Genomic DNA, 14,798 nt, shown 5'->3' on the forward strand with positions numbered 1-14,798 from the left:
AATTTACCGAATTTGATTAGTGAGTAAGTGTGAGGAAGTCTGTGACCATTCAAAGAAGTTCGGCGGAAGAAAACCAGTCGGGAAAAGCCTCAAAGTCCAGTAAGAAAATTTCCCAAAACTCGAAATCCGGACGTTGGCTGTGGTTTTGGGTAGGTATGAGTGGTATTGCGATGGTGTCAGCAACAGCAGGGGCGCTTTTGGCGGTGTCTTTGACCAGTACGCCTTTGCAACAAGCCCAGCTAAGTCCAAAGGATGAGGCGGTCTTTGATGGCGATCGCATTTCTGGAGGTGGGCTGCGATTTTCAGAATTAACTCGCCCGGTGAATTTATTGGTTTTGGGGATGAGCGTACTTCCCCCGGATATCCAAAACCCTCCCCCAGAAACCAAAAACCTCAGATACCAGCCCGAGCTAAACTCCTTTGATGGTCTTTCCGATGTGATGCTCTTGCTCAAATTTGATCCAGAGACGAAAAAAATAATTATTCTCTCCATTCCCAGAGATACCCGCACACAAATAGAGGGGTATGGGGTGAAAAAAATTAATGCTGCCAATGTTGACGGTGGGCCAGCTTTGACTGCTAGAACCGTCAGTAATCTCTTAGGGGGGGCGGGAATTGATCGCTATGTCCGAATTAACGTTTTGGGAGTTGCCAAGCTGATCGATGCTTTGGGGGGCGTAACAGTCTACGTCCCCAAAGATATGAAGTACCAGGATGATTCCCAGCATTTGTACATCAATTTGAAGGCGGGTAAGCAGCATCTCAATGGCGATAAGGCACTGGAATTGCTGCGTTTTCGCCATGACGAACTCGGTGATATTGGTCGGATTCAGCGGCAGCAAATGGTCATCCGTGCTTTGATGGAGCAAACACTCAACCCAGCTACTGTTGCTCAATTACCTAAAGTTCTTGATGTAGTCAAAGACCACATCGATACCAACTTGACGGTTGAAGAGTTAGTGGCGCTAATGGGTTTTGGGGTGCGGACAAATCGCTCCAATATGCAAATGTTAATGCTGCCAGGTCGCTTTAGCGAGAAAGGCGAGTTTGATGCTAGCTATTGGTTACCCAACAAAGATGGTATTGCTAAACTGATGGCTCAACACTTTGGTTTGGAGTCAGAACAGGAACAGCAGCCGACTGCGACTGATCCACGCTCTTTGCGTGTAGCAATTCAAGATAGTACAGGTGGCGATCGCTCTAACCTGCGACCATTGATTAGAGCCTTGGAAAAATATGGATATCGCAACATCTATGTGGCTAAGGCATGGGGTGAACCTCTAGAAGTAACTCACATTGTCGCCCAACAAGGAGATGGTGAGACTGCCGAATCAATTCGCAACAGTTTGGGATTTGGCGAAGTGCGTGTGGAAAGTACTGGCAATCTTGGCTCGGATATCAGTATCCAAGTAGGCCAGGATTGGTTACAACAAAAATCTATTTTGGAGGAGTCGCTGACGAAATAATTACTAATTCGTAATACTCCCCTCCGGCGAGAAGCAAGCTACGTAATTCGTAATTAATTACGAGTTACAGCAGTTTGCTTTTTAACTAAGGTACAAAATGCAGGACTCACGCATCAGATATAAAGAGTTTCTACCTCCAGCCTGCTGCATCAAAAGCCGTAGTTTTGTACTTCATGTAAATGAAAACTGCTGTATGTTGACACTCTGAAGTCAGTTAGGACTTACGCAACGCCGATATTGTCATTGCGACCGAAACGGAGTGCAGGGAAGCAATAAGAGCTTCAGGGGGGATTACTTCTCTACGAGACGCTCCGCGTAGCTTGCTTCGACCTAGGAGTACGCTATGGCTCGTAATGACGAAATTACGTTATTTTTGCGTAAGTCCTGTCAGTGATAAAATCCATCTTTCTAACTGAACTGTTTACACTGGTACAAATGCTGCTGGTGTCAGTGAATTTACTAACTGGCTAAGTTCTTGGAGTTTAGCTGCTACCACACCATTGGTTAATAATTCTTCTGCTTTAGCTAAACCCTTTGACATATCTGGACAAATACCACTCTGCCAGAGATAAAATCCGCCATTCCACAAGGCTGTTTGCATTAGTTCGCCTGGTTTACCTGCTAAAACCTCCTGAATATCCGCTACCAGTTCTTCAGTAGTTCCAAGGGGTACGTTCTTGGTAGTAAAGCCGTAATCACGCGGTACGAGGTGCAATCGTTCTACTTCTTGGGATGCTACGGATGAAGATAAGCTGATGATCGCAGTGCGATCGCGCGGTAAGTCGCAACTACCTTCCAATCCTTTCACTAATGTAAATTTTGTTACTCCTCGCAGTTCTAGAGCTATCTGAAACATCCCTTCTGTGGGCGGATGCACAAACCCAGCAATTACGTGAGCATCCCCAGCATAAGGACACCAGATTAGCTCCATTGTCGCCAAGGGCGGACGTTTGCCGAGTTGGTCGCGGTACTCCCAAATACTTTTAGTTAAGGGAAAATGCTGAGGTTGATAAATAAAGCCAATTCCCGTTTGCTCAAACACTTGCTGGGTTTTTGCTAGTGGTAGCGTAGTCCAATCGACTCCTAAACCCTGCCAAATATCTATTAAGGGTAAACCGTACTTAGTTGGGAGGCGATCGCCACCGTGCATTACCACTGGTTGTCCAACTGCGGCGAGTAGTAAAGCTGTTACCTGACTAATTGGTGCTGTGCGTGTTCTGCCATCATAAGGTATACCAAAAGCGATCACTGGTCGCTCAGAGACGATTGGTTGCAGTTTTGGCCCCAGTTCCTCATAGGCATCTAACATTCCTGCTAACTCTTCCCCTGTGGGACGCTTGATCCGATGAGCAATCAAAAACGCTCCGATTTGGACTGGTGTAGCTTCACCCAGCAACATCATTTTAGTAGCGGTGGCTGCTTGGGCGCGAGTTAAATTCTCTGCTGTGTGGTTACCGCTGCCTACTTTTTGCAGGAATTCCCTAAATACATTGCTCATTTGTCCTTTGTCCTTTATGAAAATAATTAATGACACTTAAAGTTAACCAAAAAGTTTTTCCCAAACAGCGATGCCTGCGGTTCTTGCTAGCCTATGCTAATCAAGTTTACGTAGTTGAAAGTGCTATCTACTACTTTCTATATAATTACTTGTTATACTGCTCTGAAAGCTTCCAAAAAATGAAATGAACAAAGGAGTGCGTAGCATATGATACACTTGATTTAATCATGGTTTAATCAGATTTTCAGCCTCTTAAGATCCATTTGCCGACAGCATCAGAAGATAAGCAATAATCAAGTAACATCTAAATTCAGTAGTTGCTGCATGACGCGAAAAACAAACGACACAGCCAACAAACACTTCACAGCTGCTAATAAACTCAAAGAGAAAGCTTCTCGAAATCAAGTGATCACGGCTCCATTACCAGACCCGATTGCAAAAAATATTGAAGCGATTAGTTTACTTCATACCCAGGAAGTTCGAGATATTCCCGCCCACCAGCGGATACTAGAAGCGATCGCTACATTCTTTGGGCGATCAACATTTATGTATAGTTTGTTAGTCATACTGACTCTCTGGATTTTTGGCAGTTTTTTTGATCCGTTTTTGCCATTTAACCTGCCCCCGTTTAGCTGGTCAGGTCAAGGCTTAGACGCAGCTGCATTAGTGATTTCAACTGGAGTGCTGGTGCGACAAACTCGCCAAGAAAACTTTGCTGAACAGCGGGCACAACTGATGCTACAGCTTAACCTGCTCTCCGAGCAAAAAATTGCCAAGATTATTGCTCTATTAGAAGAACTTCGTAGCGATTTGCCTGATGTGATAAATCGGCATGATTCGGAAGCTAAATTGATGCAGCAAGCTGCTGACCCGATCGCAGTATTGGAAGCACTCCAGAAAAACCTAGCTGAAGAACTCTCATCAACAGAAGAAAACAATATGAGTTGATCGCAGTTTTTCAGTAGACTTTTGTTTCTATTTAGAAATATTAAGCAAAACTTAAAGTATAATTTTTGTGTCGGCAATAACAATTCATCGTAATATTTGACTAAAGGGATACAAATGGCTCAACTGAATGGTGTAATGATGCAGTACTTCCATTGGTATATCCCTCCAGATGGCAATCTTTGGAATGAGTTTAAAGAGAAAGTCAAAGACTTAGCTGATGCAGGTGTTACATCTGTTTGGTTACCTCCAGCTTACAAAGGAACAACAGGTGGCTTTGATGTCGGCTACAGTGTTTATGATATCTACGATCTAGGTGAGTTTGATCAGAAAGGCTCGGTTCGGACAAAGTACGGTACAAAAGACGAGTATATCGCTGCTATCAAGGCGGCAAAAGCTGCTGGTATTCGAGTCTATGCTGATGTTGTTCTCAACCACAAGTTGGGTGCAGACGAACCTGAAGAGGTGGAAGCAACGCCTTATAATCCAGACGATCGCAACCAGCCCATCGGTGAGATGCAAACGATTAAAGTCTGGACTCACTTTACCTTTCCAGGTCGCCAGGGTAAATACTCCGATATGGAATGGCACTGGTGGCACTTTGACGCAGTTGATTACAACATTTATAACGAAGGCGAAAACGCAGTTTATTTGTTCAAAGATAAACATTTTGACGACAACGTTGACTTAGAAAAAGGCGCTTTCGACTATCTCATGGGATGCGACCTGGATATGGAGAGTCCAGAAGTGCGCGAGGCGTTGAATGACTGGGGTGAGTGGTTTGTAGAAACCACTGATATAGATGGCTTTCGTTTTGATGCCGTTAAACACGTTAGAGCTGGCTTTTTCCCAGAATGGCTGGTTCACTGTCGTCAAAAGGCAGGTCGCGATTTGTTTGCCGTTGGTGAATATTGGTCTTATGAAGTTGAAGCGCTCCACCATTTCCTTGACATCACTGGTGGCGATGTGCTGTTGTTTGATGCGCCATTGCACTATAACTTTAGCGCTGCCAGCAAACAAGGCAATGACTACGACATGCGGCAAATCTTTGATAACACCTTGGTGCAACAGCAACCAGCTTTAGCCGTCACCTTAGTTGACAATCATGATTCTCAACCTTTGCAGTCGTTGGAGTCTGTAGTGGAAGGTTGGTTTAAACCGTTGGCTTATGCGTTGATTCTATTGCGAAGTGAGGGTTATCCCTGTATCTTCTATGCAGATTACTATGGTGCTAATTACAAGGATAAGGGTCCAGATGGCAATGAGTATGAGATTTGGCTCGATAGCCATCAATGGATAATTGATAAATTTTTGCACGCTCGTCAAACCTATGCCTATGGCGACCAATACGATTACTTCGATCATGCTAATACAATCGGCTGGACACGTTTAGGAGATGAAGAACATCCTGGCGGTATGGCGGTTGTTCTGAGTAATGGGGGACAGGGGACTAAGTGGATGGAAGTTGGGCAACCCAACAGCACTTACATTGACATCACCGAACATATCAGCGAACCTGTCACAACGAATGATGAAGGCTGGGCTGATTTTCGGTGCAGTGCTGGTTCCGTTTCTGTGTGGGTTCCCCAGTCGTAGTCGGGGTTTTAGTAGCATTCATCCAGAAAGTTACGCGCTTTCTAAACTTTGCCTAAAAGAGAACTTAGGCAGTATCGCAGTGGACAGATAGCTTAGGACATTCGTAAATCCTAAGAGAGCGGCTGTCACAGCTATCTATAGCAGACTTGTCCTAACCATTATGGCAGCTGCTATACATTAGCCATCTCCCAAAATAACGTAGGCACAATTTATGAATTGTGCCTACCAAGGATTTTGGGCAACCCTCTTCCCTACTCCCTACTACTCTTTGGCATCAGGTGCGGGTGAACCCGGTACGTATTTGACTTGTTCGATAGCACCAGTGTATTTAAAGACCCCATATTTTTTGTAGAGATCCCATGACACGGGACTACGGGCATCTTTACCGATGTCCAATCCTTCATAGGGAAAGCCACCAAACGTTAGCCTCAGCTTACCTGCCGCGACTTGCTGCCCGTTGACAAAGAGTGTTCCAGACCCCTGGCGCTTGCCCAGTGCATCGTAATTCAAATCAATGTTAAGTTGACCTGGCTGTAGTGGGACTGCGGGAAACTTAATCGACTGACCATAGTTATTGTGTTCGTAGAACAGCTTGCCATTCTCAATATAGAAGATATAACCAACTTCCTGTCCACCGTGGGCAAGAATCACCCCGCGATCGCCTGCTTTATACTGAGCCTTCACCTGGATGGTATAATCGCGATCGCTCACCAACGGCAAAATGTCCGGTTCCAGTACCAAGTCACCTACATGGAATGTCTTTGGTTTCACTTTCTCCTTGATATAAGGCGGCACTCCTCCATGTTGCGGAGATTCTAACAGGGGATAAACTTGATACTTGAATGCCGCAGCATCAAAGGCTGCTGCCAGTTCTTTGACTTTCTCTGGATACTGGTTCGCCAGATTGTTGCTTTCGGAGTAATCTTTGTTCAGGTTGTACAACTGCCACTCGGAGTCACTAAATGGTTTCCCAGTCTGATGATCGGTGACAGCATACCAACCATTTTTGTAATACCCTCTATTGCCTGAATTCTCATAATATTGTTCAGTTCTTTGAGAGGGCGTATTGGCATTATTCAAGAGATAGGCAAAGCTGATACCTTCTAAAGGTTTTGTAGGTTTGCCATTAAACCTGTCAGGATGCTTGATGCCCGTCAATTCTAGGAGGATAGGTGTAATGTCTGTGATGTGCGTAAATTGTGTCCGTGTAGCACCCAAATCTTTGATTTTTGCTGGATAGGAAACAATCAATGGATTTCGTCTACCGCCCCCAAGGGTAAAGAACTTGTACAGCTTCAGGGGTGTATTAGAAACGGTTGCCCAGCCAATAGGATAGTGAGGTGCAGTCTGAGGACTACCAATCAACTCGAACCGACTGATATCTAGGGCTTTATCGTCTGGTAAACCGGAGTAATGTCGGGCTACATTCGTCGTGCCATTTGCCCCACCTTCTCCAGAACCCCCATTATCAGAAGCAACAATGATAATTGTGTTGTTGAGTTGCCCGGTGGACTCTAGATACTGATAGAGTTTGCCAAAGTTTTGATCCAGGTTATCAACGAAGGCTGCATAGGCTTCTTGGTAACGAGCAAATAGCTTTTTATCCTCAGCCGATAGTGTATTCCAAGCTTTAACGCCTGGATTTGGGGGTGGTAGTTGAGTGTTGGCAGGAATTAGCTTTGATGCAAGTTGCTTCTGGTATCGTTGTTGGCGTAGTACGTCCCAGCCGACATCATACTTGCCTTTGTATTTAGCAAGGTCTGCTGGATGAATATTAAACGGTGAATGAACAGCATTGTTGGACAAAATACAAGAAAAATGGTTTGTCTTTTGACTTGGTTTTTGCTTGTTTGAGCAATGCGATCGCTTTTTCTGTCCAGTAATCGGTGGTGAGGAAATTCTCAGGATAACGATCAACTGAAATCGGCGTATTGTCTTCGTAGAGAATATGGGGTTTCTGGGGATGTTCTAATCCATCTAAGAAGCCAAAGAAATGTTCAAACCCCCGTTGTAACGGCCAGGAATTTAATGAAGCGGTGGCGGTGCGATCGTAAGTCTGAGTCAAATGCCACTTACCCGTCAGCAGGGTAGAATAGCCATTACTACGTAAAATTTCTGCCAGAGTCACGACATTGCTCTGAATTTCACCCGCATAACCGGGAAAACCAGGGTTTCCTTCAGCAACCCAACCGACACCCGCAGAGTGGGCATTTAATCCCGTCAATAAAGATGCTCTTGTGGGAGAACAAAGCTGATGGGTTGTGAAGTTGCTAAATCGTAGTCCCTTAGCTGCCAATTTATCAATATTCGGTGTACTGATTTCTGAACCGTAGGGGCCTAAATCCGAAAACCCTAGATCGTCAATTAGGAAAACAATAATGTTGGGGGCCCCTTTTGGTGCTGTACCGGATGAAGCCAGAGATTTGTTGGCTAAAACCGATGGGGGCTGTGGAGTCCACCAGGGCTTTGATTCTGCCAAAGTTCTGCCGATTTTGCCTTTAAATCCACTGTAAGCTTGCGTGCTTGCATTACCTACTCCCTTCGCAGGGTTTTGGGCTAAACTGCTGGCGATCGTTGTGCCAGTAACCAGCAAGATGCTAAACACAACTAGTGCTAACCAAGCGGTCGGTGAAACAAGTTTTTGCTTGACTTTTTGAATGAATGATAGATTCCGTTTTCTGTTCAAAAGACCTGCCTCCTTATAAGCGATAGTAGTTAAGCCAGCACATCATCTGCGCTGGAGCATCTGAAAAATGCACTCATATTCCTGCTGATAAATTGGGTAAACACATCCATATTGTTTACATTATTTAGCGCTGAGTGCTGAGAGAGGAAAAAATACTCAGTACTGATGTACTTGGTAAGAGCAATGCCCATTGTGGGCGGAATCATGCACTCAGGAGAAAGTTAATACCCATTGGTGTCAACTTAAGGTGAAAACCAGCCTAGAACCAGCTTTTAGCAGATTATCTCCTTATCTCGTTAAGAGTCTCCGACTGGAATGCCCCTTATTGAGGCTCCGCCTCCGTAACTTGCGGCAGAGCCACCAGGAGCTGCATTTCCAGCCTCTGGCTGGAAAAGAGATTTTAAAAGAGTTTTGGCTTAAGTTGACATGCATGGTTCATACCCCGCCCCTTGTGGGCAGTTTTTTAACTCAGCACTGTTTATTTCGGGGTGCGGGTTGGAATTACTTTTCCCAAAACAGAAGGTTCATAGTACAAATAAATGCAAATATTGTACTATATGTCTATCGAATTATCGTAGTACTAGTGAAGAAAAGCACAATACCCTATTTAGTTCATTAGTGGCGTTAAATTTATCAAATTCAAGATGGATTACTGTCAAATTATTTAATAAAGCAACTAAAACGCCCGAATGTTCCTATGTTTGTCGTTTAGTTGTTAGGCACTCGGCGCGGCTGTGTCACGCCGTCGCTTCTGCCAGTTGCGTAAATCCTGAATTTGTGATGGGATATTTTCGCGCACGAGTTGCCAAAAGTGCTTGATCGGCGGAATTTGGAGACGGTCTTGAGTTGTTACCATTACTACCCGACGAGTCAAACTGGAACCATCTGCTAAACCACTAGTACTATTGCTGGCTAGGGAACGAATCGTCAAAGTAGGGTCAAGACGTGCTTCCACTAATGCTGATTGAGGTAGCAAAGCTATCAGTTCTCCTTGGCGTACAACTCCCCGGAAGGCATCTAGGGTATTTACCTCTAAAGCCGCCTGGAGTGTAGCTTCCATTCGCTCAAATCTATCTTGTATTAAGCGCTGCATCCCATAACCATCTTTAAAAACCACTTGAGGATAACGAATTAGCTCCGACCAAGGGACGCATTCATATTGGGTTAGTGGATGATTGGCTGCGGTTAGAACTTCTATAGGTTCATCATAAAGTACTTCTACCACCATTTCTCTACCAGTGGTTAAAAAGCGATTATTCATCACAATTGCTAAATCCACCAATCCATCTTTGAGAACTTTGAGGGCGCGATCGCTTCCCAATGAAGTCACCCGCAATTGCACATCTGGATAATCATGACAAAATTTTTGCAAGACTGGTGGCAGATAAGATCCGCACAGGGAGTGAATCGCGGCAATGCAAAGTTCTGGCTGCTTTCCAGCGATTAAATCAGCTAATTCTTCTGTAGCTGTCTGCCATTCTTGGCAAATTTTGCGGACACGGGGTAGTAAACATTCACCTCCCAGTGTCAACTTGGCGTGACTTGTTCTGTGAAACAGTTCTATACCCAAATCTGCTTCCAATGCCTGGATTTGGCGACTAATAGTCGATTGAGTGACACCACATGTTCGCGCTGCTTGTTGAAAGCTGCCGGTTTGGGCGATCGCTAGAAAGACTTGCAACTGCTCTAAGCGCATTTTTATGTAGCCTGAATTACATTTATCGGTTTCATTAAGTTAACGGATTTTTCTCCACAATTTAGTAGAGTTTGTTACAAGCTTAGGACTTCCAAATAAAAAAATATCCCATCCCTACGGGACGCTACGAGTAGCTTGCTTCCCCGTAGGGGTACGCTCTCTTGGCAGGGGAGCAGGGAGTTTTCTAGCAGGGGGAGGGAAAGTCGTAGTGAAGTCTATAAATTGGATAATTTATTTTTGGAGTTCCCTTATAATCGCTATCTCATGGCTACAAACCGTTGCGAACCCGTTCAAGAAATTCAGGATAATTTTCCAAGTCCTCTAGAGACTGTAACGGCGGCATTTCAACCCAGTTAGCTTCTGCGTGTAGCTGATCGAGATATGCATAAAATGCTTCTTGATCGTCCTGATGGGCTAAAACCTAGGCTTGCAACTCTTTGTGACTCATTGCTTGAAAGTTAGGTTTGCTCATTGCACATACCTCCATCTGCCATTGGGATATATCTCAATAATATTCTCCTCGCCTGCTAAGAAGAACACATTCCCTGTTCGTTCGTCTACACGTAAGTGTATCACCAAGAACTATTTAGTTAGTTAATACTGAACGCACACAGGTAGCGCATACTCTTTGAAAAAATTTACCATTCCGTTAAAGCGATCGCTATTCCTTGTTGCAAATCTGGTGTGAGTGCAGCGTTATTTGCTAACTGCTGCAACTTTTGATGTGCGGCTGACCCATCCAGATTTTTCAGTGCAGCGATCGCATGTAGTCTCACCGATGCATTAGAATCGGCTAGCAGCCAAATCAATGGTTCAATAGCTTGAATTTTGCCTAACTGTCCTAAAGACAGGGCGATCGCACTTTTAATGCTGGCAATCTCTGTGGCTGGATGTTGCGATCGCAGTATTTGCAGTAAGATTTCTGCGGCTGGTATAGTTAATTGTGGTTTTTGGACTCGTCCCAAAACTATGACAATTTCTTGCCAAAGTGTCTCGGATGTGATTTGGTTAAATGCTGTTTGTAAATGTTTCAAACTGGATGGCGTCCCCACCCAACTTAAAGCGCGAATGGTTTCTAATTGCAGCATTATCGGTGTATAAGGTGAAATCAGCAAATCAAATAAGTATTTGGCAGCGTCATCACAACCCATCCGAGAAAGGGAAACTGCGGCTGCATAACAAACCTCAAGGTTAAAGTCGTAAAGCTTGGGTTGCAGTCTGGTTACTAAATCTAATGCTTGGTGTAAGTCGGGGCGAAAACCTAAACCAAGCACTGCTGCACGCCTGACTGTGGCAGCTACATCATCCAAAGCGTTTAACAATACTGGCGGTACACGTTGGTCATGAAAACTGCTGAGGGCTTCAATTGCGGCGGCGCGGATTGCTGGTTGTGGATCTTGTACTACACTCAATAGCGGTGTAATGGTTTCTGGTTGCCGAATACAAAAAAGCGATCGCACTGCTAAAAGCCGTGTATCTTCATCTAATAGAAGTTCACAGAGGGCAGCGATCGCAACAGTACCCATTTGTCCCAGCACTGTAGCTGCGATCGCTTTGAGTTCTTCATCCTCATCGGTTTTCAACAATTCAACTATTGATGCAATAGCTTCTGGGTGTTGAAGTTCGCCTAAAGTCCTGGCTGCATACCAGCGCAATTCGTCTTCTGCGTCTTCATCTTCTAATATTTTAATCAGAGGTGGGATGGCAATATTTCCCAAGTGAGTCAACACTTTGGTAATTTCCCAGCGTTGTTGAAAATCCCCCATTTCTAACATGGAAAGTGTTAATTTCAGGAGATATTCTCGATTTTTAACTATTTCTGGATGCTCAGAATCTGCCCCTAAAATTAACTGTTGCAAATATTGAATTAGTGATGACCAATCAGCTGCATAATATGCTGCCTTAGCTTGCACCAAAAGCTGTTTGATGTTACTCACAATATCTTGCTTGAATTATCAATTTTCTACCTCCTGCCCCCACTAACCTGGCTTGACTACAACCGAATTACCCTCAATCTTAGCGGAGTAAGTTTTCAGGGGGTTTGTCGCTGGGCCTTTTTGCACTTTCCCATCGGCTCCATATTCCGAACCATGACAGGGACAAGCGAATTTTTTCGCACCAGCTTTCCATTCTACAGTGCAACCTGCATGAGTACATGTAGGATCAACAGCCGTGATTTCGGCTTTAGATGTACCAATTACCAACACAGTCCCAACGGGTGAATTTTTCGCCAACAATTGACCTGTTTTATCTAATTCTGCCGAAGTGCCCACTGTTTGCCAATCCCCGGATGCTGGTGTAGCCGTCTGAGAAGAACAGGCTGCGATCGCTATAGGTAGAGAACTCGCTATCCAACCCAAACCTACCCAATTAATAAAATCACGACGTTTCATAGCTGCTGAAATAATATCTAAGTTTTAACTAACATCTGCCACTCAATTTTGGATTTTAGATTAATCTATGGCGATCCAAAATTGCTTCAGTCATCTCAAATACCGTTGATTAAAGGTTCTAAATCGTTCATTGGTGACTTTAATGCAAATAATGCATAGTATTCATGCGTTTTTTGCTAATTTTACCAAAAAACGTAACAATTTATACGATTTTAACAAAAATCTCATCTTAAGTTATGAGTATCGAAATTGTTACATGAACATTATCTAAACCTGCTTGACGAATTCCCAAGATGTAAATGGCGATAAATTCTCCTTAACTAATCACGGATTTGAAGTTTCGCGTTGGAATGATCTTGAGTAAAAATAATCAGCCGTAATTAAATATTAATTTTTTATTCCCTTAGCCCTTGTAGATACAGCACCTGATGTAACTACGGATTGATTGATATTGGGCAATTACGACCACATTTGCCGATTGTATCAGTAATTTGCAACGAGATTCAGCCTCATGACAGACACAGCAACTACCACTAGTCTCAATAAGTTTGAGAAATTTAAAGCAGAAAAAGATGGACTCGCCATCAAGGGTGAGATAGAGAAATTTGCTGCCCTCGGCTGGGAAGCAATCAACGAAATAGACCGCGATCATCGACTCAAGTGGGTAGGTGTGTTTTTTCGCCCAGTCACCCCAGGCAAATTTATGATGCGGTTGCGGATGCCTAACGGTATTCTTACCAGCAGTCAGATGCGTGTTTTAGCCCAAGTGGTGCAGCGTTACGGAGATGATGGCAACGCTGATATTACTACAAGACAGAATATCCAATTACGGGGGATCAAAATTGAAGATTTACCAGATATCTTTAATAGATTTGATACGGTTGGTTTAACCAGCGTTCAGTCAGGGATGGATAACGTCCGCAATATTACAGGTGATCCGGTGGCGGGATTGGATGCAGATGAGTTGTACGACACGCGAGAGTTGATACAGCAAATTCAAGATATGCTCACCAACAAAGGAGAAGGGAACCCAGAGTTTAGCAACCTACCACGGAAGTTTAACATTGCGATCGCAGGTGGAAGAGACAATTCAGTTCACGCCGAAATCAATGATTTAGCTTTTGTTCCAGCATTTAAGGAAGCAGGGGAGCAGGGGAGCAGAGGAGCAGAGGAGCAAAATTTCTCTTCTGCCCATTCTCACCAACAAATATTCGGCTTTAACGTCCTCGTCGGTGGCTTTTTTTCAGCTAAACGTTGTGAGGCGGCGATTCCTCTGAATGCTTGGGTACTTCCTGAAGATGTGGTAGCTGTATGTAGAGCGGTTTTGGAAGTCTTTCGTGACCACGGCCCGCGTGCTAATCGGCAAAAATCCCGTTTAATGTGGCTAATTGATGAATGGGGTTTAGAAAAGTTTCGAGCAGAAGTAGAAAACCGTTTGGGTAAATCATTATTACCCGCAGCTGCAAAAGACGAAATCGACTGGGAAAAACGCGACCACATCGGGGTATATAAACAAAAACAACCGGGATTAAATTACGTAGGCTTGCACATTCCCGTCGGGCGACTGTATGCCGAAGATATGTTTGAAATCGCACGTCTAGCGGAAGTTTACGGCAGTGGCGAAATCCGTTTCACAGTTGAACAAAACATCGTTATCCCAAACATTTCTGACTTGCGTTTAGCAACATTTTTAACAGAGCCTTTGTTGGAAAGGTTTTCCATCGATCCAAGTTTGTTGACGCGATCGCTAGTATCTTGCACAGGCGCACAATTTTGCAACTTTGCCCTCATCGAAACCAAAAACCGCGCCCTGGCAATGATTAAAGCTTTAGAAGAAGACTTAACCTTCACCAATCCAGTGCGAATTCACTGGACAGGTTGCCCCAACTCTTGCGGACAGCCCCAAGTTGCAGACATCGGCTTGATGGGAACCAAGACTCGCAAAAATGGCAAAACCTTGGAAGGCGTTGACATATATATGGGTGGCAAAGTCGGCAAAGATGCTCATTTGGGAAGTTGTGTTATGAAAGGCATACCATGTGAAGACTTGCAGCCAGTATTGCAAGATTTACTAATCAAAAACTTTGGGGCAAAACTCAAGCAAGAAGCCTTAGTAGTTAGTAACTGATTAGGCATTGGGCAAAAGAGACGCGATTAATCGCGTCTGTACAGTTAGGAGTTATTCTCCTCTCTGCCCCACTCAGTACTCTTGAGGGGCATGGAGAATTGGGAATTGAGTTAAAAGGCTCAACTTCCGAGCTAAAAGGTGCAACTTTCGAGCTAAAAGATGCAACTTCCGAGCTAAAAGGTGCAACCTCCGAGCTAAAAGGTGCAACTTCCAAGTTCAAAGGTGCAACTTCCGAGTTCAAAGGTGCAACTTCCGAGTTCAAAGGTGCAACTTCCAAGTTCAAAGACTCAACTTCCGAGCTAAAAGGTGCAACTTCCGAGTTCAAAGGCTCAACCTCCGAGTTCAAAGGTGCAACTTCCAAGTTCAAAGACTCATCTTCTCCGTATTTTA

General features: G+C 44.2%; 12 protein-coding genes and 1 pseudogene. 4 read left to right on the forward strand and 9 right to left on the reverse strand.

Going from position 1 to position 14,798, the window contains the following annotated elements; all coding sequences use genetic code 11:
• Positions 1 to 41: 41 nt before the first annotated feature.
• Positions 42 to 1,466, forward strand: a complete 1,425-nt coding sequence (locus V7L29_RS19550; protein ID WP_334693379.1) for an LCP family protein — start codon at positions 42 to 44, stop codon at positions 1,464 to 1,466.
• A gap of 421 nt (positions 1,467 to 1,887) precedes the next feature.
• On the opposite strand, the gene V7L29_RS19555 is transcribed toward V7L29_RS19550, so the two are convergent.
• Positions 1,888 to 2,964 carry an anthranilate phosphoribosyltransferase family protein gene (locus V7L29_RS19555; protein ID WP_334736546.1) on the reverse strand — a complete coding sequence of 359 codons (1,077 nt, stop codon included), beginning with the start codon at positions 2,962 to 2,964 and terminating at the stop codon, positions 1,888 to 1,890.
• A 324-nt stretch (positions 2,965 to 3,288) separates the two neighbouring features.
• Between V7L29_RS19555 and V7L29_RS19560 the strand changes: the two genes are divergently transcribed.
• A complete protein-coding gene (locus tag V7L29_RS19560) occupies positions 3,289 to 3,912 on the forward strand; it encodes a DUF1003 domain-containing protein (RefSeq protein ID WP_334693381.1) in 624 nt (207 codons plus the stop codon).
• A 114-nt stretch (positions 3,913 to 4,026) separates the two neighbouring features.
• Positions 4,027 to 5,505, forward strand: a complete 1,479-nt coding sequence (locus tag V7L29_RS19565) for an alpha-amylase (protein ID WP_334736547.1) — start codon at positions 4,027 to 4,029, stop codon at positions 5,503 to 5,505.
• A gap of 261 nt (positions 5,506 to 5,766) precedes the next feature.
• On the opposite strand, the gene V7L29_RS19570 is transcribed toward V7L29_RS19565, so the two are convergent.
• The 7 genes and pseudogenes from V7L29_RS19570 to V7L29_RS19590 form a co-directional block, all read right to left on the reverse strand.
• Positions 5,767 to 7,311 carry a sulfatase-like hydrolase/transferase gene (locus V7L29_RS19570; RefSeq protein ID WP_334736548.1) on the reverse strand — a complete coding sequence of 515 codons (1,545 nt, stop codon included), beginning with the start codon at positions 7,309 to 7,311 and terminating at the stop codon, positions 5,767 to 5,769.
• Entirely contained in the window at positions 7,280 to 8,191 is a 912-nt protein-coding gene (locus tag V7L29_RS19575; protein ID WP_334736549.1) for a sulfatase-like hydrolase/transferase, read from the reverse strand. Before V7L29_RS19575 ends, V7L29_RS19570 begins: the two co-directional genes overlap by 32 nt.
• A 715-nt stretch (positions 8,192 to 8,906) precedes the next feature.
• On the reverse strand, positions 8,907 to 9,887 hold the full coding sequence (locus tag V7L29_RS19580) for a LysR family transcriptional regulator (RefSeq protein WP_334736550.1): 981 nt from the start codon (positions 9,885 to 9,887) through the stop codon (positions 8,907 to 8,909).
• 268 nt (positions 9,888 to 10,155) lie between these two features.
• Positions 10,156 to 10,248 (reverse strand): annotated as a pseudogene (locus tag V7L29_RS35550) (DUF6887 family protein); the annotation flags it as partial.
• A 107-nt stretch (positions 10,249 to 10,355) separates the two neighbouring features.
• Positions 10,356 to 10,463 carry a DUF6888 family protein gene (locus V7L29_RS35555; RefSeq protein ID WP_442944221.1) on the reverse strand — a complete coding sequence of 36 codons (108 nt, stop codon included), beginning with the start codon at positions 10,461 to 10,463 and terminating at the stop codon, positions 10,356 to 10,358.
• Positions 10,464 to 10,525: 62 nt separating this feature from the next.
• Positions 10,526 to 11,824: a HEAT repeat domain-containing protein gene (locus V7L29_RS19585; RefSeq protein WP_442944220.1), complete on the reverse strand. Its 1,299-nt coding sequence runs from the start codon at positions 11,822 to 11,824 to the stop codon at positions 10,526 to 10,528.
• 42 nt (positions 11,825 to 11,866) lie between these two features.
• On the reverse strand, positions 11,867 to 12,280 hold the full coding sequence (locus V7L29_RS19590) for a QcrA and Rieske domain-containing protein (RefSeq protein WP_334693389.1): 414 nt from the start codon (positions 12,278 to 12,280) through the stop codon (positions 11,867 to 11,869).
• 511 nt (positions 12,281 to 12,791) lie between these two features.
• On the opposite strand from V7L29_RS19590, the gene V7L29_RS19595 reads away from it, so the two are divergent.
• Positions 12,792 to 14,408, forward strand: a complete 1,617-nt coding sequence (locus V7L29_RS19595) for a ferredoxin--nitrite reductase (RefSeq protein WP_334736551.1) — start codon at positions 12,792 to 12,794, stop codon at positions 14,406 to 14,408.
• Here V7L29_RS19595 and V7L29_RS19600 read toward each other — a convergent pair.
• The gene (locus V7L29_RS19600; protein WP_334736552.1) at positions 14,398 to 14,775 is read right to left on the reverse strand and encodes a hypothetical protein; all 378 of its coding nucleotides are present in this window, start codon (positions 14,773 to 14,775) and stop codon (positions 14,398 to 14,400) included. The two genes, V7L29_RS19595 and V7L29_RS19600, sit on opposite strands and share 11 nt — an antisense overlap.
• Positions 14,776 to 14,798 lie beyond the last annotated feature (23 nt).

Origin of the sequence: Nostoc sp. (genome assembly GCF_036916575.1) — a bacterium.
Lineage (GTDB): Bacteria > Cyanobacteriota > Cyanobacteriia > Cyanobacteriales > Nostocaceae > Nostoc.